Genomic DNA, 19,773 nt, shown 5'->3' on the forward strand with positions numbered 1-19,773 from the left:
AAAGCGATGAGCGGTTTTGCCAATCTGGTGCCGATGGTGATCGAGCAGTCGAGCCGCGGCGAACGCGCCTTCGACATTTTTTCGCGGCTGCTGCGCGAGCGCATCGTCTTCATCAACGGTCCGATCGACGACAATGTGTCGGCGCTGGTCTGTGCCCAGCTCCTGTCGCTGGAATCCGACAATCCCGATAAGGAGATTTCCCTCTACATCAATTCGCCGGGCGGCGTGGTGACCAGCGGTTTCGCCATCTATGACACGATGCAGTATATAAGCAGTCCGGTATCCACCGTCTGCATGGGCTTTGCCGCCTCGATGGCCTCGTTCCTGCTGATGGCCGGCACACCGGGGCGACGCATCGCGCTGCCCAACGCCAGCATCCTGCTGCACCAGCCGTCAGGCGGTTTCCAGGGCCAGGCCTCCGACATCCAGCGCCACGCCGAAGGCATCCTCAGGACCAAGCGGCGCATGACCGAGCTTTACGTGCACCACTGTGGTCGCACGTTCGAAGAAGTCGAACGCACGCTCGACCGCGATCATTTCATGACCGCCGCGGAGGCAAAGACATGGGGCCTTGTCGACCATGTTTTTGACACGCGTAAGAGAGCGGCGTGAAAGGGTAGCCGGCTCATAAGCAACGTCGGTCAGCCGTTCGGCTAGTTTGATCGCCACCGGTCTGGCTTCGGCCAGAGTGCGGCGATACAGTCCGCCGATGTCTGAGATCTCACGCATTTGCTTGAACCGGCTGATTATCGGTATCGCCGTCGCGGCGATGACCTCCGGCGCGGCGTTCGCCGAAGACAGTTCACCGCCTTCGCAGAACGGCACGCTGCCCGGTGTGACCAACGACTATCGCATCGCCAAGCCGGCTGCCGAACCCGACGAGGCCGTGTCCAGCAACGGCCAGTTCAAGATCGGCGATACCGATGTCAGGATTTCCGGCAGCATAACCTTCGATGTCGGCGCGGGCTCGATGAAGGCCCCCCGGTGATAGGACACCTCCATCGGCCTTCATCGCTGCCACAATCTCAAGGCACTCGTGCGCCTGCGGCTCTGAAACGAACAGCCCCGCCGCTGCTTCCGCAAACGGTCGGGGCTTTTTTGGATCTGAAATCCAAACTTGCCGGGAGTACACTGCCGGCTTTTGATTTCGGATGCTTCGCGGCATTCAGCCGACGATCCGACTAGTAGTCTCTGATTTTAATGGGATCGGCAGGTCACGGTTTGTCGGGCGGCGCAGACGCCTGGCCCTGGCACTTATGCCTGCCGCGGCTCCAGCGACACGTGGAGCCTCAAGGGACTGTCCGGTGGAGTCATTCCTTTGCTCTCCTTTTCTGTCCATTGCGACTGGTGTCGTCCGAAGCGCATATCGCAAAGCCTGCGGCGTCTCGCAGGCCGCCTTGGGGCGGCGAGGCCATCGAAAGACGGTCGGCTTCGGTTGACGTTTGGAGTCTGCCCCCCTGAGCCCGAGACGTCAACAGTTGGATAGCCGATTTATCAAAAACGTGATCGCTTGTGTGGCGAATCCGAACTTTGCATCCGTTTTGAGCAGCGCGACGTCGGCTGTGGTTTACATGAACGCATTTGTCAGGAGCGTGTTCGGCCTTTGTTCTTTCCGCTTGCTCGCCCGCGCGAAAGACGGTTAAAGGCTTGGTCGAGAGTTCTCTCGAAACGGTGGCGAAATTACCTACATAGGGGATGGTCGGGACAACCTGCCATCCCACGAGATTCCAGATCTGAGGCGGCGACCGGCGATGGCCGACCATAAATATCTTTCCATTCGCGGGGCGCGCGAACACAATCTGAAGAATGTCGATCTCGACCTGCCGCGTGACAGCCTGATCGTCATGACCGGGCTGTCGGGGTCAGGCAAGTCGTCGCTTGCCTTCGACACCATCTATGCCGAGGGCCAGCGCCGCTACGTCGAGAGCCTGTCGGCCTATGCGCGGCAGTTCCTCGAAATGATGCAGAAGCCTGATGTCGACCAGATCGACGGCTTGTCGCCGGCCATCTCCATCGAGCAGAAGACCACGTCGAAGAACCCGCGCTCGACGGTTGGCACCGTCACCGAGATCTACGACTATATGCGGCTGCTGTTCGCGCGCGTCGGCATCCCCTATTCGCCGGCCACCGGCCTGCCGATCGAGAGCCAGACGGTGTCGCAGATGGTCGACCGCGTGCTGGCGGTCGGGGAAGGCACGCGTCTGTTCATCCTGGCGCCGATGGTGCGAGGCCGCAAAGGCGAATACCGCAAGGAACTGCTGGAGCTGCAGAAAAAGGGTTTTCAGCGCGTCAAGGTCGACGGTGTTTTTTACGAAATCGCCGACGTGCCGGCGCTGGACAAGAAGTACAAGCATGACCTCGACGTCGTCGTCGACCGCATCGTTGTGCGCGGCGATCTGGCGACGCGGCTTGCCGATTCCATCGAGACCGCGCTGAAGCTCGCCGACGGGCTGGCGGTGGCCGAATTCGCCGACCGGCCGCTCGACGCCAGCCAGACCGGCGAGGATTCGGTCAACAAATCGAAGAATGAGACGCATGAGCGCATCCTGTTCTCCGAAAAATTCGCCTGCCCGGTGTCCGGCTTCACCATTCCCGAGATCGAGCCCAGGCTGTTTTCCTTCAACAACCCGTTCGGCGCCTGCCCGACCTGCGACGGCCTCGGCAGCCAGCGCGCCATCGACGCCAGCCTGATCGTGCCCGACGACAATCTGTCGCTGCGCGCCGGCGCCGTCAGCCCATGGGCGAAATCGACCTCACCCTATTACGTGCAGACGCTCGAGGCGCTGGGCAAGGCTTATGGCTTCAAGCTCGGCGACAAGTTCCGCGACCTGAGCGAAGAGGCAAAGCAAGCCATCCTGCACGGCACCGGCGAGCGCGAGGTCACTTTCCAGTACGATGACGGCCTGCGCTCCTACCAGACGACAAAGACATTCGAAGGCGTCATCCCCAATCTCGAGCGGCGCTGGAAGGAAACCGAATCCGCCTGGATGCGCGAGGAGATCGAGCGCTTCATGTCGGCCACGCCTTGCCCGGCCTGCCGCGGCTACCGGCTGAAGCCGGAAGCGCTGGCGGTGAAGATTGCCGGCAAGCATATCGGCGAGGTCACCGAGCTGTCGATCCGCAAGGCCGACCAATGGTTCACCGAGCTGCCCGCCGCACTCAGCGACAAGCAGAACGAGATCGCGGTGCGCGTACTCAAGGAAATCCGCGAGCGGCTGCGCTTCCTCAACGATGTCGGGCTCGACTACCTGACGCTGTCGCGCAATTCCGGCACGCTGTCGGGCGGCGAGAGCCAGCGCATACGGCTGGCTTCGCAGATCGGCTCCGGCCTCACCGGCGTGCTCTATGTGCTGGACGAGCCGTCGATCGGCCTGCACCAGCGCGACAATGCGCGCCTGCTCGACACGCTGAAGCATTTGCGCGACATCGGCAACACGGTGATCGTCGTCGAGCATGACGAGGACGCCATCCTGCATGCCGACTATGTCGTCGATATCGGCCCGGCCGCCGGCATCCACGGCGGCCACATCATCGCGCAGGGAACGCCGCAGCAGATCATGGCCAGCCCCGCCTCGATCACCGGCAAATATCTGTCCGGCGAGCTCGAAGTGGCGACGCCGGCGGTGCGGCGCGAGGCCAAGAAGAACCGGCGCCTGAAGATCGTCGGCGCGCGCGGCAACAATCTGAAGAATGTTACCGCCGAAATCCCGCTCGGCACCTTCACCGCCGTCACCGGCGTCTCCGGCGGCGGCAAGTCGACCTTCCTGATCGAGACCTTGTTCAAGGCAGCGTCGCGCCGCATCATGGGTTCGCGCGAGCACCCGGCAGAGCACGACCGCATCGAGGGCCTCGAATTCCTCGACAAGGTCATCGATATCGACCAGTCGCCTATAGGGCGGACGCCGCGCTCCAATCCCGCCACCTATACCGGCGCCTTCACGCCGATCCGCGACTGGTTCGCCGGGCTGCCGGAGTCCAAGGCGCGCGGCTATCAGCCAGGTCGCTTCTCGTTCAACGTCAAGGGCGGCCGCTGCGAGGCCTGCCAGGGCGACGGCGTCATCAAGATCGAGATGCACTTTTTGCCCGACGTCTATGTCACCTGCGACGTCTGTCACGGCAAGCGCTACAACAGAGAGACGCTCGACGTCCTGTTCAAGGGCAAGTCGATTGCCGACGTGCTCGACATGACGGTCGAGGAAGGCGTCGATTTCTTCGCCGCCGTGCCCGGCGTGCGCGACAAGCTGGAGACGCTGAAGCAGGTCGGCCTCGGCTACATCCATGTCGGCCAGCAGGCGACGACTTTGTCGGGCGGCGAGGCGCAGCGCATCAAGCTGGCCAAGGAACTGTCGCGCAAGGCGACCGGCAAGACGCTCTACATCCTCGACGAGCCAACCACCGGCCTGCATTTCCACGACGTCGCCAAGCTCTTGGAAGTGCTGCACGAGCTGGTCGACCAGGGCAACACAGTGGTCGTCATCGAGCACAATCTCGAGGTGATAAAAACCGCGGACTGGGTGCTCGACCTCGGTCCCGAGGGCGGAGACGGCGGCGGCGAGTTGGTGGCCTCAGGCACGCCGGAGGATATCGTCCGCGAAAAACGCAGCTACACCGGCCAGTTCCTCAGGGAACTTTTGGAGCGGCGCCCCGGAGGCAAGCGCGAAGCGGCGGAGTGAGTGAAGACTGGCTGGCGTTTGGAAGAACCTTCAAATGAAGATCAGAAGAGCGCTTGCCGGTGATCCTGATGCTGTCGTCCGGCTGACGCAAGCCGTCTTTGCGCCCTACGCCCAATTCGTACCGGCTGACGCTTGTCGACATGGCTAAAGCTGTCGAGACGCTCGCTACGGTCTGATCCATTTCAACTCGGGAGGACGACCATGACTCAATCTGGAAAAATCCGCGCCGGCATGGGCGGCTGGACCTTCGAGCCCTGGGACAAGTCTTTCTACCCGGACAAGTTGTCCAAGGCGAAGCAACTGCACTATGCAACCCGGCAGGTGCCAAGCATCGAGGTCAACGGCACCTATTATTCGAGTTTCAAGGAGCCGACCTTCGTCAAATGGGCAAACGAAGCGCCGCACGGTTTTGTCTATTCGCTGAAGGGCAACCGTTTCGTCACCAACCGCCGCGTGCTCGGTGAAGCCGGCGAGTCGATGACGCGTTTCCTGGGATCGGGCGTCGCCGCGCTCGGCGACAAGCTCGGGCCGATCCTGTGGCAGTTCGCGCCAACCAAAAAATTCGACCCGGACGATTTCGAGGCTTTCCTCAAGCTGTTGCCTGAGAAGCAGGACGGCGTTGCGCTGCGCCATGCGGTCGAGGTGCGCAACGACAGTTTCGTCGTGCCGGAATTCGCCGCCCTGGCGCGCCAATACAAGGTCGCGATCGTCTATGCCGACCACGCCAAATATCCAGCAATAGCCGACGTCACCGGCGATTTCATCTATGCCCGGCTGCAGACCGGCAGCGACGACAATCCCGACTGCTACACGCCAAAGACGCTCGACGAATGGGCGGCGCGGGCAAAGATCTGGGCCCAGGGCAAGGCGCCGGCCGACCTGCCGTGTGCCGATCCCTCAACCGAAGCGCCGCTCAAACCGCGTGATGTGTTCGTCTACTTCATCACCGAAGGCAAGGCCCGCGCGCCGTTCGGCGCCATGGCGCTGATGAAGCGCGTCACAGGCTGACGTTGGCGGCACATCGCGTCCACCCCTTCGGTCATGCCGCAACCACGACTTCGTTGTAGGCATCGAGATCGACGAAGAACACCTTGGTGAGCTCCGCGATCAGTTCGTCGTGGTCGTATCCTTGCGATTTCAAAATATCGATGGCGGTCATGATGTCGACGCGCTCGGTAAGCCGTCGTTTCTGGTAGTCCTCGACGTAACGTTCCATCGGCTGCCCTGGCCCAAGTGCCCCAAATGCGTTTGAACAACGATCAGATCGCAGGAGGAGGCTGTTTGCACGAAACGTGCCGGCTGAGCCTGCGCCTGATCTGTCGACGTGACTGATATGGAAAGCGGCCGACTCAACAAGGCCAAGTAAAGCCTAGCACGCAATCTTCAGCGCGCCAGAGTTGCACACGGTGTCGTTGAAGAAAAACTGAGCAGATCTCGCGACTTCGTCATCCTTGGGCGCAGCGACGCGAAGCGGAGCGAAGACCCAAGGATCCATGCCGTAACTTCAGAGCGTCGCCACGGGGCAGAATCCAGGATACTGTACGCTGGAAAACGGCTTCTGTTCTTGACCGCTGCACTCTTTGGCTGACTGCACGGCATGGATCCTGGGGTGTGCGCCGCGTCGCTTTGCTCCTTGCTTCGCCCCAGGATGACGATGGGATGAACCTACACCGTAAGAAATTTCCTCACATCCGCCCGGTCGAGATCCTCGGCCGGGCCGGTGTGGACGATCAGGCCGCGGTCCATGATGTTGACCTCGTCGGCCAATTCCCGGCAGAAATCGAGATACTGTTCGACCAGCAGCACGGCGATATCGGCCTGGTCGCGCAGATAGCGGATGGCGCGGCCTATATCCTTGATGATCGACGGCTGGATGCCCTCGGTCGGCTCGTCGAGCACCAGCAGTTTCGGCCGCATCACCAGTGCCCTGCCAATGGCAAGCTGCTGCTGCTGGCCGCCGGAAAGATCGCCGCCCCTGCGGCCGAGCATCTGCTTCAGCACCGGGAACAATTCGAAGACGTGGCCGGGGATGTTGCGGTCGGCGCGCTTCAATGGCGCAAAGCCCGATTCGAGGTTTTCCCGCACGGTGAGCAGCGGGAAGATCTCCCTGCCCTGCGGCACGAATGCGATGCCCGACCGGGCGCGATCATACGCCGCGCTCCGGTCGAGCGCCTTCCCCTCGAAGGCAACGCTTCCGCTCGTCAGCCGGTGGTGGCCGACGATCGATCTCATCAAACTGGTTTTGCCGACGCCGTTGCGGCCGAGCACGCAGGTGATCTTGCCGGCGCCGGCCTTCAGCGAGACGCCACGCAGCGCCTGGGCGGCGCCGTAGTGCAGCGTGGCGTTGGAGACTTCGAGCATGGTCAGCGCCTTCTCCAGCGCCTGAAGAACGAAAGATCGAAATGATGGAACGGAACGCGCCAGACCATGATCATCTCCCCAGATAGACTTCGACGACACGTTCGTCGGCCGAAACGAACTCGAGCGAGCCTTCGGAAAGCACCGAGCCTTCGTGCAGGCAGGTGACCTTGGCGCCGAGCTCGCGCACGAAATGCATGTCGTGCTCGACGACGATGACCGAGTGGTCGCGGGCAATATCCCTGAGCAGCCGCGCGGTCTCCTCGGTCTCGGCGTCGGTCATGCCCGCGACCGGTTCGTCGACCAAAAGCAGTTTCGGATCCTGCGCCAAAAGCATGCCGATCTCGAGCCATTGCTTCTGGCCGTGGCTGAGATTGGCGGCGAGCTCGTCGCGCTTGTCACCGAGCCGGATGATGCCGAGGATGTCGTCGATCCGCCGCGCCTCCGCAGCCGAGCGGCGATGGAACAGTGCCGGGAAGATCGAGCGTGGGCCCTTCAGCGCCAGCATCAGGTTGTCCTCGATCGTGTGGCTTTCGAAGACCGTCGGCTTCTGGAATTTCCTGCCGATGCCCATCATGGCGATCTCGGCCTCGTCATGTTTCGTCAGGTCGACCTGCCCATCGAAGTAAACCTCGCCCGCGTCGGGGCGCGTCTTGCCGGTGACGATGTCCATCATCGTGGTCTTGCCGGCGCCGTTGGGACCGATGATCGCCCGCATCTCGCCCTTGTCGAGCACCAGCGACAAATTGTTGATGGCGCGAAAGCCGTCGAAGGAAACCGAGACGCCGTCGAGATAGAGGATGGTGTTGCTCTTCGACATTGCTCACTCCGCCGGCTGCGGTTCGGGGCGGGATGCGGACCAGTCGCCAGGCGTTCTCGCAGCCGAGCGAACGATCTTCGGCGGTGGCGGGACGTCAGGGTCGGTGCCGGCCTCCTCGGCAATCGAGGCTGCGCGCAGCGCCCTGGCATTGCCGCGCCAGGAATCCCACATGCCGACAATGCCCTTTGGCAGGAACAGCGTGACGGCGACGAACAGTCCGCCCAGCGCAAACAGCCAGAACGCCGGCAGCACGCCGGTGAACCAGGATTTGCCGGCATTGACCACGAGCGCGCCGATGATCGGCCCGACGATGGTGCCGCGCCCGCCGACGGCCGTCCATACCACGACCTCGATCGAATTGGACGGCTCGAACTCGCCTGGATTGATGATGCCGACCTGCGGCACGTAGAGCGCCCCGGCAATGCCGGCCATGACAGCCGACACGGTGAAGGCGAACAGTTTGACGTTTTCCGCCCGCCAGCCGAGAAAGCGCGTGCGGCTCTCGGCGTCGCGGACCGCCATCAGCAGCTTGCCGTATTTGGAACCGACGATCGCCCAGGTGACGAAGACGGCGAGCGCCAGGGTGACGGCGCTGGCCGCGAACAATGCCGAGCGTGTCGCATCGGCCTGCACGTTGTAGCCGAGAATATCCTTGAAGTCGGTCAGGCCGTTGTTGCCGCCGAAACCCATGTCGTTGCGGAAAAAAGCAAGCAGCAGCGCATAGGTCATCGCCTGGGTGATGATCGACAGATAGACGCCGGTGACGCGGCTGCGGAAGGCGAACCAGCCGAAGACGAAGGCGAGCAGGCCGGGCACCGCAAGAACCATGATCGCGGCAAACCAGAATTGGTCGAAACCGTACCAGAACCACGGCAATTCCCCATAATTCAGGAACACCATGAAGTCCGGCAGCAGCGGATTGCCGTAGACGCCGCGCGAGCCGATCTGGCGCATCAGATACATGCCCATCGCATAGCCGCCGAGCGCGAAGAAGGCGCCGTGGCCGAGCGAAAGGATGCCGCAATAGCCCCAGACGAGATCGAGCGCCAGGGCGAGCAGCGCATAGCAGAGATACTTGCCGGTGAGCGCGACGACATAGGACGGCACGTAGAACGCACTCGTCGGCGAGACCGCAAGATTGAGCAGCGGCACGATGATGGCGACCGCCAAAAGGATGAAGATCGTGATGGCGATGCGGCGGTCGGCGCCGGCGGCGAAGAAGCGTCCGGTGATCATGCTTCCACCGACCTGCCCTTCAGCGCGAACAGGCCGCGCGGGCGTTTCTGGATGAACAGGATGATGAGGACGAGCACGACGATCTTGCCGAGGACCGCCCCGGCATAGGGTTCGAGGAATTTGTTGACGATGCCGAGCGAGAAGGCGCCGACCAGCGTGCCCCAGAGATTGCCGACACCGCCGAAGACGACGACCATGAAGCTGTCGATGATGTAGCCGCGACCGAGATTGGGCGAGACATTGTCGATCTGGCTGAGCGCCACACCGGCGATGCCGGCAATGCCGGATCCCAGTGCAAAGGTCAGCGCGTCGACCCACGGCGTCCTGATGCCCATCGAAGCGGCCATGCGGCGATTGGCGGTGACGGCGCGCATCTGCAGGCCCCAGGGGGTGCGCTTCATCACATAAAGCAGCACCGCGAACACGCCGAGCGCGAATACCAGTATCCAGAGCCGGTTCCAGGTCACCGCAAGCTGGCCGATGCCGAACGAACCCGACATCCACGACGGATTGCCGACCTCCTGGTTGGTCGGCCCGAAGATGGTGCGCACGGCCTGCTGCAGGATCAGCGAGACGCCCCATGTCGCCAGCAGCGTCTCCAGCGGCCGGCCGTAGAGAAAACGGATCACGCCCCGCTCGATGACGAGGCCGACGAACGCCGCGACCGAGAAGGCGAGCGGCAGCGCGATAACCAGCGACCAGTCGAACAGGCCGGGAAAGGAGGTTCGGATCACCTCCTGCACGACAAAGGTCGTGTAGGCGCCGAGCATCACCATTTCGCCATGCGCCATGTTGATGACGCCCATGACGCCAAAAGTGATGGCGAGACCGATCGCCGCCAGCAGCAGCACCGATCCGAGCGAGATGCCGTACCAGATGTTCTGGCCGGCATCCCACAGCGCCAGCGTCGCATTGATGTTGGCGATCGCCGCCGTCGCCGCGTCCTTGACCGCGCCTTCGGAATTGGCCTCGACAGCGGTGAGCAGGGACAGCGCGTTGCGATCGCCGCGCCCGCCGATCAGGGCGACCGCCGCCAGCTTGTCGGCCTCCGGCCTGTCGGACACCAGAACCGATGCGGCGCGGGCCTGTTCGAGCAGCGCTTTGACGCTTGCCACGCTCTCGCTGGCGATTGCGGCATCGAGCGGCTCGATGTTTGTCGCGTCGGGCGTCCTGAACATGGTGTCGGCGGCGGCAATGCGCGCGGCCGGATCTTTTGCGCCGAGCGTCAGCGTGCCCAGCGCATCGCGGATGGCGCGGCGCAGCGTGTTGTTGACCTTGATCTTGGTGATCTCGCTTTTGGCCGCGTCACCGGATTTTTCACCGCTCAGCGGGTCGAGCAGCTCAACGCTGCCGCCAGCTGCCTTGCCGATGAAAACCAGCGAATCGGCCTTGCGGACGTAAAGATCGCCCTCGGCAAGCGCGCCAAGCGGACGTTCGACGGCAGTATCACCGGTGGCCGCCAGCTCGCGCACGACAGCTTCGGTGGCCGAGAAATTCGAGGCAGTGGCAAATTTGGCAATGATGGCGCGCAGATCCGCTTCGGCAGCGTTCGACGGCGACAGCATCCCCAGGAGGAGCAGCAGCGTCAGGCCGATCGCGCGGGTGAGGATCATCGATTTCTTGCGATTCTTGAGGGTTGAAACTTCGCGTCCGGGCGGACTGGAGGAGAGGACGAGTTCGCCCGGACGCGTCGCGGTCCAGGTCGTGGAGAAATCCACGACCGTCAGACCCGGGAGGATCAGTTGGTTCCCTTGCCGCCGCACTTGCCGGTCGCGACATTGAAGTTGCCGCAGGACAGAGGCGCGCGCCAATCGGAGATCAGGTCCTTCGAATCGGCCAGATAGTCGGACCACTCGTCGCCCATCACCAGGCCAGGCGTCTGCGACACGGTCTCGAACTGGCCATCGGCCTGGATTTCGCCGATCAGCACCGGCTTGGTGATGTGATGGTTCGGCATCATGGTCGAGTAGCCACCGGTCAGGTTCGGCACCGAGACGCCGATCACGGCGTCGATGACCTTGTCAGGATCGGTGGTGCCGGCCTTCTCGACCGCCTTCACCCACATGTTGAAGCCGACATAATGGGCTTCCATCGGGTCGTTGGTGGTGCGCTTGTCGCTCTTGATGAACTTGTGCCAGTCGGCGATGAACTTGGCGTTCTCGGGCGTATCGATGCTCTGAAAATAGTTCCAGGCGGCGAGATGACCGACGAGCGGCGCGGTATCGAGACCGGCAAGCTCTTCCTCGCCGACCGAGAAGGCCATGACCGGGATGTCCTCGGCCTTGACGCCCTGGTTGCCAAGCTCCTTGTAGAACGGCACGTTGGCGTCGCCATTGACCGTCGAGACGACGGCGGTCTTCTTGCCGGCGGAGCCGAACTTCTTGATCGCCGCGACCTCGGTCTGCCAATCGGAGAAGCCGAACGGCGTGTAGTTGACCATGATGTCTTCGGCAGCGACGCCCTTGGCTTTCAGATAGGCTTCGAGGATCTTGTTGGTGGTGCGCGGATAGACGTAGTCGGTGCCTTCAAGCACCCAGCGCTTCACCGAACCGCCGTCCTCGCTCATCAGATAGTCGACAGCCGGAATTGCCTGCTGGTTCGGCGCCGCGCCGGTGTAGAACACGTTGCGCTCGCTCTCCTCGCCCTCATACTGGACGGGGTAGAACAGGATGTTGTCGAGTTCGCTGAACACCGGCAGCACCGACTTGCGCGACACCGAGGTCCAGCACCCGAACACCGCCGCGACCTTGTCCTTGGAGATCAGCTCGCGCGCCTTTTCGGCGAACAGCGGCCAGTTCGAAGCCGGATCGACGACGACCGCTTCGAGTTTCTTGCCGAGCAGGCCGCCCTTTGCATTCTGCTCTTCGATGAGCATCAGCATGGCGTCCTTCAGCGTCGTCTCCGAAATCGCCATGGTCCCCGACAGCGAGTGGAGGATACCCACCTTGATCGTGTCGTCAGCCGCCCTGGCCGGGACGCTCATCAGCAGGCCGGCCGTGACCGCGCCTGCCGAAAACATTTTTGTTATTGTCGAGAAACTGCCCCGCATATTTCAAAACTCCCTGACTGGTTGATCGCATCGCGAACAGACCATGCAACGGCTGTGCCAACCGCAGGAGCAAAATCAAGCGGGTCTGGATTTCGTAGCCCTGTCAGCCGGTTAATATATTAGCCGCCAAAGATAAGCGCCGCTGCCAGTGCTCTGCTTGAGAAAAAGTCCCCCGCTATCGCCCAATTTTTGATCACTCGCGAATTAATGCATGAATTTTGAGCAAAAGACGGCGAACCGTTGCGGCGCTGCAGGAAAATGGGGCAAGATCGATCTTCAAAAGAGCGACCGCATGACCTCCAGGATTCCTCGCATTTTCAGCACCATGCTTCTGGTTGCGGCAACCGGCAGCGCCCGCGCCGACTTCACCGATGGCAAATTGCCGGACGGCACCTATCACTGCGAAGTCTATCTGCTTGGCATGTTCCTCAGCCTTGGCGACATCACCGTCAAGGGCAATGTCTATAGCGGCCCGGTGAGCTTCGGAACCGCCCGGCAGGGCTACAACTATCAGATGAATGCAAATGGCGAGATCACCTGGTTGGGCCCGTTGGGCGGCTACACGACCGGCGGCAACTCGATCTCGCTCACGCAAGCCACCCTGGACGGCCAAACCAGCCCGTCCTTCGACATCATCATGAAGCAGCCTGACGGCGCCTTCACCGCCTCGACTTGCACGAAGCGTTGACAGCCGACAAGAAAGAGGCGCGAAACCTTGTGAGGTTCCGCGCCAGCAGGCAGTCGGGAGGCTATGGCTAAATGCTTTTGGCCGACATTTGTCCGGCAATGTACTCGGCCTGACGGATCGCCAGCGACACGATCGTCAATGTCGGATTTTCAGCCCCGCCCGTGGTGAACTGGCTGCCGTCCGACACGAACAGGTTCTTGATGTCGTGTGCCTGGCCATGCTTGTTGACGACGCCGTCGGCCGCCTTCTCGCTCATCCGATTGGTGCCGAGATTGTGGGTCGAGGGATAGGGTGGCGTCGGGAAGGTCCGCGTCGCCCCGACCGCCTCGTAGAGCGCCGAGCCCTGTTTGTAGGCGTGGTTGCGCATCGCCGTGTCGTTGGCATGGTCGTCGAAATGGACGTCCGCCACCGGCATGCCGTGCGCGTCCTTCATATCGGCATGCAGCGTGATGCGGTTTTCCTCGCGCGGCATGTCCTCGCCGACGATCCACATGCCGGCCATGTGGTCGTAGTGGTCGAGCGCCGTGGTGAAGGAACGCCCCCAGCCGCCGGGATTGAGGAAGGCGGCCATGAACGGCAGGCCGAGCGACAGCGTCTCGAGTTCGTAGCCGCCGACGAAGCCGCGCGAGGGATCGTTGCGGGCTTCGTCGCGGATGATACCGGCCATGGTGGTGCCGCGATACATATGCACCGGCTTGTCGAAGATGCCGTAGACCGAGCCCGTGGTGTGGCGCATGTAGTTCTTGCCGACCTGCCCCGACGAATTGGCAAGGCCGTCGGGAAACTGGCTCGATGCCGAATTGAGCAGCAGCCGCGGGCTCTCGATCGAATTTCCGGCGACGGCGACGATGCGGGCCTTCTGTTCCCTCAGCTTGCCGTCCTTGTCGGCATAGACGACGCCGGTTACCTTGCCTGATGCATCGTGGTTGATCTTGATGGCCATGGCATTCGGCCTGACCTCGAGATGGCCGGTCGCCTCGCCCTTGGGAATTTCGCTGTAGAGCGTCGACCATTTGGCGCCCCATTTGCAGCCCTGGAAGCAGAAGCCGGTCTGCTGGCAGGCATTGCGGTCGTCGCGCGGCTCGGAATTGATTGCCATCCGGCCGGTGTGGCACTCCTTGTAGCCGAGCTTGTCGGCGCCGGCCTTCATCACCTTGAAGTTGTTGTTGCCGGGAAGGCCCGGGATGTTGTTGGTGAGCGTCACGCCGAGCTTGTCTTCGGCCTTTGCGTAGTAGGGCTCGAGCTCGGCAAGCGTGATCGGCCAGTCGAGCAGGTTCGCGCCTTCCAGTTTTCCGTAGGTCGAAAGCGTTTTGAATTCGTGCTCCTGAAAGCGCAGCGAGGCACCCGCCCAGTGCGTGGTCGAGCCGCCGACCGCCTTGACGATCCATGCCGGCAGGTTGGGGAAATCCTTCGCCACCCGCCAGTCGCCCGAGGTCGTGCGCTTGTCGGTCCAGGCGAGTTGGGCGAATGAACCCCACTCGTCATTGATGAAATCCTCGTATTCGTGACGGGCGCCCGCCTCCAGCATGACGACATCGATGCCCTTCTGCGCAAGTTCATTGCCGAGCGTGCCGCCGCCGGCGCCCGAGCCGATGATGACGACCACGCCGTCGTTGTTGAGATCAAATGGTGCCGCCAAGGTTTCCTCCCATTGATGTCTGTGTGCGGTTGCGACGACGGGGCTCAGAGCCACTCGATGTCGTCGAACCCGCGCGCCATGTAGCCGCCCTTGGAGTAGGACTCGCCCTCGTAGCCGAAGATCGGCCAGACCTCCTTCTGGTTGTAGAGGCTGACGACAAGCCCGCCGCGGACGGCCTGGAAGAACGGCGTGTCCTCGATATCCCTGAGCACCGCAACGCGCTGCTCCTCCCAGCCGAGACCGGTGTAGCCGTCCTTGCCCGATTTCAAATCGAGATCGGCGATGCCCTTTTCGACAAGGTCCTTGTGGGCAGGGTCCTTGCCGGCCTGCTCATCATGCGCCTTGACGGCGATTGCGTAATATTTGTCAGGCACTTGGTCGTGCGGGTAGATGTCGCGCGCCATCTGGATCAGGGTCGCCATGGTTTCGGGCTTGAGCGCGGATGTTTCGAGACCCCAGGCATGTTCCGGGCTGATGACGGCACTGCCTGAAATGACCAGCAGCGCGCCGACACCGCCGCGCTTCAGTAGCTCGCGGCGCGATAGAACTGGCTTCGTTTCATGGACCGGCTTGCTCTCATAAATTGTGACCAATTGTTCCTCCCTTGCTTGCTGTCTGCACCCGAAGGTGCCCTGGCTGGCGCCGCGCTGGCCGGCGCGGCCGTCGTATCTCCTATTTGAACCGGCCCTGACGCTGCAGGACCTCGATCTTGTAGCCATCGGGATCCTCGATGAAGAAGAAGCGTGCGAGCACCGCTCCGTCGCGGTTGAACTCGACGATCTTCTTCGGGTTCAGGCCAAGCGCGCCGAGCCGGTCATGCTCGCTGTCCAGATCGGCGACCGAAACCGCGAGATGGCCGTAGCCGTCGCCGAGCGCATAAGGCTCCTGCCGGCCCTTGTTGACGGTGAGCTCGACCTCGAGCTCCGCCTCGGCATTGCTCAGATAGACGAGCGTAAAGGTTTCGAAATCGAGCCGTTCGGCGACGTCCAGTCCAAACGCTTTCCGGTAGAAGTCGACGGAACGGGCCTCGTCGAGAACCCGGATCATGGTGTGGATCGCCTTCGCCAAATGACACTCCGTGCGGTAAGCGCGATGTGCGCGTCGGCGTGATTATGCGCGGGTTGCGGCAAACGTGGTGGCAGCCGATTACCACGCGCTAATCTAACGACGGGGTGGGAACCGCTAAGAGTCTCTAAGGACGAAACTCCGATTGCTGTTTTCCGCTTTCCAGTTGAAGATAAATGGCCACGACAGGCACTGCCAAAGGCGCGAATCACTGCCGGTTGCGCCCAAAATCAATAAGAACGGCCAGATCAATAAGAACGGGAGGTAACGATGTGCAGGGTTTTTGCCGGGCAGGATCCGGACGGCTACCGGCAGATCAACCGGTCGATTCGTATCGACGGGCATTCGACCAGCATCCAGCTCGAGGCGACGTTCTGGGCATTGCTCGACGAGATCGCCAACAGCCAGGGCCTGACGACGCCGAAATTCATCTCGAAGCTTTATGACGAGGCCATCGAGATCAATGGCCAGATTCCGAACTTCGCCTCGATGCTGCGCACGACCTGTGCTCTCTATCTGCGCGGCCATCGGCCCGGCATCGAAGACCACACGGCGCCGAAGCGGCAAGCAGCTTAACTTTCGATCGCGACATCGAGCGCCAGGCGGGTCATATCGGTGAAGAGCGCCTGGCGTTCGGAATAATCGGTTTGCTCGCCGGTCACCACATTGTCGACGACAGTCAGCATCGACAAGGCCCTGGCGCCGAAATGCCCGGCGATGCGATAGAGCGCGCTGGTCTCCATATCCACGGCCAGCGCGCCCTGTGCCTGCGCTTCGGCGAAGCGGTCGCGCCCCTTGGGGTGATAGAATATGTCGCTGCAGATGGTCAGTCCGGCCTGATGTTCGATGCCGATTTCGGCAGCCCGGGCCAGGGCTTGGGAAACCAGATCCGGATCGGGTCCGGCATCAGCACCATAAAGCCCAAAAACCTGGCCGCTCTCGGCACTCTCACCCCGCACCGCTTGCGATATCACTAAACTGCGCAGTTTGACCGCGGCAGTCAGGGCACCACAGGTACCGGTGCGGATCAGTGTCCTCACGCCATGGAAGTCCAGCAATTCATGGGCGTAGATCAGGAATGACGAGACGCCGATGCCGGTGGACTGGATGCTGACGGGCTTGCCGCGAAACAGGCCGGTAAAGCCGAGGGCCTGCCTTCGACGGTTGACGCAGCGCGGCGCCTCGAGAAAGGTTTCCGCCATCCATTCGGCACGCTGCGGATCGCCCGGCAACAGCACTGTTGCCGCATAATCACCCTTGCCTGCCTCGTTGTGCGGCGTCACGGCATGCTCCCCCAAAACCCGCCGTCTGTTTGGCCCCATAATCATGGCAGTCTCACGCCATTTCGCAAGTGCGAATTAGTGAGCCCTAAAGCGCGTCGCGTTTGACCGGCCTCATGCGGCGCGCTTTAGGTTGTCGTTTTATGCATGTCGTTATCGCAAAACCGCTGCACACTTTTGCGCGACATGCATTAAGATTCCAGCACGTCCTTGACGATCGTGGCCAGTTGCTTGAGCGAAAACGGCTTCGGCAGGAAACCGAAATGCGCGTCTGCCGGCAGGTTCTTGGCGAACGCGTCCTCCGCGTAGCCGGAAACGAAGACGAATTTGATGTCCGGCTGCCGCTTGCGCAATTCGCCAAGCAGCGTCGGCCCATCCATTTCCGGCATCACCACATCGGAAACGACAATGTCGACCTTGCCGCCGAGCGCCTCGAAGATTTCCAGCGCCTCGACGCCCGAGGACGCTTCGTGGACGGTGTAACCGCGCGACGTCAGCGCCCGCATGCCGCCCATGCGCACGGCATCCTCGTCCTCGACGAGCAGCACCGTGGCCGAACCTGACAGGTCCTTGGCTGCGTCGGCGACCTTTGCCGGTGCAGCCGGCGCCTCGCCGGGCTCGCCTGCCGTTCGCGCCTCTGCAATGTAGCGCGGCAGGAAGATGCGGAACACCGATCCCTTGCCGACCTCGGAATCGCAGAAGATGAAGCCGCCTGTCTGCTTGATGATGCCATAGACCATCGACAGGCCGAGGCCGGTGCCCTTGCCGACCTCCTTGGTGGTGAAGAAGGGTTCGAAAATCTTCTTGAGCACTTCGGGGGCGATGCCGCTGCCTGTGTCTTCAACTTCGACCACCACATAATCGGCAGGCGCAAGTTCGCGGTAGGGAAGGCTCTTGCTCTCCTGTGTGGTCACGTTGCGGGTGCGCACGATGAGCTCGCCGCCGTTCGGCATCGCGTCGCGCGCATTGACCGCCAGATTGACCACCACCTGCTCGAACTGCCCGATGTCGACCTTCACCGGCCACAGATCGCGGCCATGATCGACCTTCAGCTTGATGTCGTTGCCGACCAGACGGGCCAGCAGCATCCGCAGATCGGCAAGCACGTCGGTCAGGTTGAGCACCTCCGGCCGCAGCGTCTGCTTGCGCGAGAAGGCCAGAAGCTGCCGCACCAGCGAGGCCGCCCGGTTGGCGTTCTGCTTGATGTTCATGATGTCGGGGAACGACGGGTCCGACGGGCGGTGGTTGGTCAACAACAGGTCCGACGCCATGATGATGGCGGTCAGCACATTGTTGAAGTCGTGTGCGATGCCGCCGGCAAGCTGGCCGACCGCCTGCATCTTCTGGCTTTGCGCCATCTGGCCCTCGAGCGCCTTCTGCTCGGTGGTCTCGACGGCGTAGACGATGGCCGATTCTTCGGCGCCCTCGCCGGTGCCGTCGGCAACCGCGTTGACGTAGAAGCGCATGTGCCGTTCTTCATTGCCGGGCAGCAGCGTATCGATCGGTTCGATATCGGCCTGCCGTTGTCGCGCTTTTTCGAACGCCGCGGCAAAGGCGGGTCGGTCACGCTCATGGATCACAGTGTCCAGCCGCACGCGCCGATCGACCGCGTCCCCGTCGACGACGGAGGAAAACAGCGACAGGAAAGGCGCGTTGGTGCGCAGGATGCGCCCGCGGTTGTCGACGGCCGCTATTGCCATCGGCGTCGAATTGAAGAAGCGGGTGAAGCGGATCTCCGAGGCGCGCAGATCGGCGGAAGCGTCCTCGCCTTGCGTCCGGTTGAGCACGATGGTGCGCGTCGGACCGTTGGCGCCCTCGCGGCTGGCCGAAACCCGATGCATGAAACGCACGGGCAGCGCCTCGCCCTTCACTGTCGTCAGATCGAGATCAATGACCGCATTGCGGGTGGTGCCGGGATCGGCCTTGACCGAGCGGACCAGCGCCATGCCGTCGCCGGCGACGATCTCCGCAAGCGTGACGGCACCAGGCGTGAAGCTAGTCAGGTCGATGCCCAGCCACTCCGCAAGCGTGGCGTTGATGTAGGTGACGCGGCCTTCCTGGTCGGCCGAAAAGAAGCCGGCAGGCGCATGGTCGAGATGGTCGATGGCCTCCTGCAGATCAAGGAAGAAGCGCTCCTGCTCGGCCCGTTCTTTCGAGATGTCGGCGAGTTGCCAGGCGAGCAAGGGCAGCCGCTGGCCCGGAACGCTGAAGGCGCGGGCGCGGACACGGTACCAGCGCGCGCCCGGCTCAGCGCCGGGTCGAATGGATTGGGCAAGCCTAAACTCACCGTCGCCGGGCTGGCCGTCACGCAGGCCGGAGGCGAGCCGGTATATGGTCACCGAGGCCTCGGGAACATCGGACAGCAACCCTTCGACGGTCTTTAGATCCGCCGCAGAAGCCGCGCCCGTCATCTCGGCATAGGCCCGATTGGCGTAGACGACACGACCCTTGGTGTCGGTGACCAGGAGGCCTTGCGACATTGAATCGACGAAGGCTTTCGACAGCTCGTCACTCGTCGAGCGCGGTGTGATCTGCACGAAGCCGATGGCGGTGGCGAACAGGAAGCCGACACCGATCATCGCCAGCACGCCAAGCATTCCAAGCAGGAATGGATCGCCAAGACGTTCTCGGAAAAGGCCGAAAACGATCGCCGCTCCTGTCAGCACAACGATGAAGACGATGAGCCGGGTGACCGCGCCCGGTCGCGTGTTCTGGTCGACGATCGGTACCGGATAGAAATCGCCGCGCGCTTCCTTGGCCATGTGCCCCCTGCTCGTGAATTCCGGTACTTGCCCCTGCCCGGTTGAATCACATTCTCAGGGTCCGGAAAAGGCCTTGGCGGCCACTGTCCGCTAAAAATGACACCCGTTCGGCGCCTGGTGCGGCGAATCCGAAATTCGCATCATTCCTGGTCCGACGCGAGCGAATTTTGGATTCACCACGCCAGCAACTTGCTGAAAATCCA

General features: G+C 62.3%; 17 protein-coding genes. 6 read left to right on the forward strand and 11 right to left on the reverse strand.

From position 1 onward, the window contains the following. The first annotated feature begins 6 nt into the window (after positions 1-6). The 4 genes from AC0L2K_RS07460 (at position 7) to AC0L2K_RS07475 (ending at position 5,681) form a co-directional block, all read left to right on the forward strand. The gene (locus AC0L2K_RS07460; protein WP_473531013.1) at positions 7-612 is read left to right on the forward strand and encodes an ATP-dependent Clp protease proteolytic subunit; all 606 of its coding nucleotides are present in this window, start codon (positions 7-9) and stop codon (positions 610-612) included. A 157-nt stretch (positions 613-769) separates the two neighbouring features. Next, a complete protein-coding gene (locus AC0L2K_RS07465) occupies positions 770-988 on the forward strand; it encodes a hypothetical protein (protein WP_473531130.1) in 219 nt (72 codons plus the stop codon). 763 nt (positions 989-1,751) lie between these two features. Then, positions 1,752-4,673, forward strand: a complete 2,922-nt coding sequence (gene uvrA / locus AC0L2K_RS07470; RefSeq protein ID WP_473531014.1) for an excinuclease ABC subunit UvrA — start codon at positions 1,752-1,754, stop codon at positions 4,671-4,673. A 201-nt stretch (positions 4,674-4,874) separates the two neighbouring features. Further along, complete coding sequence (locus AC0L2K_RS07475; RefSeq protein ID WP_473531015.1) at positions 4,875-5,681, forward strand: DUF72 domain-containing protein; 807 nt, start codon at positions 4,875-4,877, stop codon at positions 5,679-5,681. Positions 5,682-5,712: 31 nt separating this feature from the next. On the opposite strand, the gene AC0L2K_RS07480 is transcribed toward AC0L2K_RS07475, so the two are convergent. From AC0L2K_RS07480 to urtA, 6 genes are all read right to left on the reverse strand, one after another. Next, positions 5,713-5,889, reverse strand: coding sequence for a hypothetical protein (locus AC0L2K_RS07480; RefSeq protein ID WP_287222160.1), 177 nt, complete (start codon positions 5,887-5,889; stop codon positions 5,713-5,715). A 449-nt stretch (positions 5,890-6,338) separates the two neighbouring features. Next, positions 6,339-7,034, reverse strand: coding sequence for an urea ABC transporter ATP-binding subunit UrtE (urtE, locus tag AC0L2K_RS07485; RefSeq protein ID WP_091593695.1), 696 nt, complete (start codon positions 7,032-7,034; stop codon positions 6,339-6,341). A gap of 70 nt (positions 7,035-7,104) precedes the next feature. Continuing rightward, positions 7,105-7,851: an urea ABC transporter ATP-binding protein UrtD gene (gene urtD / locus AC0L2K_RS07490; RefSeq protein ID WP_473531016.1), complete on the reverse strand. Its 747-nt coding sequence runs from the start codon at positions 7,849-7,851 to the stop codon at positions 7,105-7,107. A gap of 3 nt (positions 7,852-7,854) precedes the next feature. Next, positions 7,855-9,087 carry an urea ABC transporter permease subunit UrtC gene (gene urtC, locus AC0L2K_RS07495; protein ID WP_473531017.1) on the reverse strand — a complete coding sequence of 411 codons (1,233 nt, stop codon included), beginning with the start codon at positions 9,085-9,087 and terminating at the stop codon, positions 7,855-7,857. Further along, entirely contained in the window at positions 9,084-10,700 is a 1,617-nt protein-coding gene (urtB, locus tag AC0L2K_RS07500; protein ID WP_473531131.1) for an urea ABC transporter permease subunit UrtB, read from the reverse strand. Before urtB ends, urtC begins: the two co-directional genes overlap by 4 nt. Before the next feature lie 125 nt (positions 10,701-10,825). Further along, positions 10,826-12,136, reverse strand: coding sequence for an urea ABC transporter substrate-binding protein (gene urtA, locus AC0L2K_RS07505; protein ID WP_473508514.1), 1,311 nt, complete (start codon positions 12,134-12,136; stop codon positions 10,826-10,828). 292 nt (positions 12,137-12,428) lie between these two features. Here urtA and AC0L2K_RS07510 point away from each other — a divergent pair, with 292 nt between their 5' ends. Beyond that, complete coding sequence (locus tag AC0L2K_RS07510) at positions 12,429-12,824, forward strand: hypothetical protein (protein WP_473531132.1); 396 nt, start codon at positions 12,429-12,431, stop codon at positions 12,822-12,824. Positions 12,825-12,891: 67 nt separating this feature from the next. Here the strand turns inward: AC0L2K_RS07510 and AC0L2K_RS07515 are convergent, their stop codons facing one another. The 3 genes from AC0L2K_RS07515 to AC0L2K_RS07525 all read right to left on the reverse strand — a co-directional run bounded on the left by AC0L2K_RS07515 (position 12,892) and on the right by AC0L2K_RS07525 (position 15,531). Then, entirely contained in the window at positions 12,892-14,463 is a 1,572-nt protein-coding gene (locus tag AC0L2K_RS07515; RefSeq protein ID WP_287138575.1) for a GMC family oxidoreductase, read from the reverse strand. Between the two features lie 44 nt (positions 14,464-14,507). Next, entirely contained in the window at positions 14,508-15,056 is a 549-nt protein-coding gene (locus AC0L2K_RS07520; protein WP_128244853.1) for a gluconate 2-dehydrogenase subunit 3 family protein, read from the reverse strand. A gap of 79 nt (positions 15,057-15,135) precedes the next feature. Then, positions 15,136-15,531, reverse strand: a complete 396-nt coding sequence (locus tag AC0L2K_RS07525; RefSeq protein WP_128244852.1) for a VOC family protein — start codon at positions 15,529-15,531, stop codon at positions 15,136-15,138. A 267-nt stretch (positions 15,532-15,798) separates the two neighbouring features. Here AC0L2K_RS07525 and AC0L2K_RS07530 point away from each other — a divergent pair, with 267 nt between their 5' ends. Beyond that, positions 15,799-16,104, forward strand: coding sequence for a ribbon-helix-helix domain-containing protein (locus AC0L2K_RS07530; protein ID WP_473531018.1), 306 nt, complete (start codon positions 15,799-15,801; stop codon positions 16,102-16,104). Here the strand turns inward: AC0L2K_RS07530 and AC0L2K_RS07535 are convergent. Together AC0L2K_RS07535 and cckA are read right to left on the reverse strand one after the other, a co-directional pair. Beyond that, on the reverse strand, positions 16,101-16,811 hold the full coding sequence (locus AC0L2K_RS07535) for a purine-nucleoside phosphorylase (RefSeq protein ID WP_473531019.1): 711 nt from the start codon (positions 16,809-16,811) through the stop codon (positions 16,101-16,103). The genes AC0L2K_RS07530 and AC0L2K_RS07535 overlap by 4 nt on opposite strands. Before the next feature lie 188 nt (positions 16,812-16,999). Beyond that, entirely contained in the window at positions 17,000-19,570 is a 2,571-nt protein-coding gene (cckA, locus tag AC0L2K_RS07540; RefSeq protein ID WP_287183352.1) for a cell cycle histidine kinase CckA, read from the reverse strand. Positions 19,571-19,773 lie beyond the last annotated feature (203 nt).

The sequence above is a fragment of the Mesorhizobium sp. WSM4817 genome, assembly GCF_055811135.1.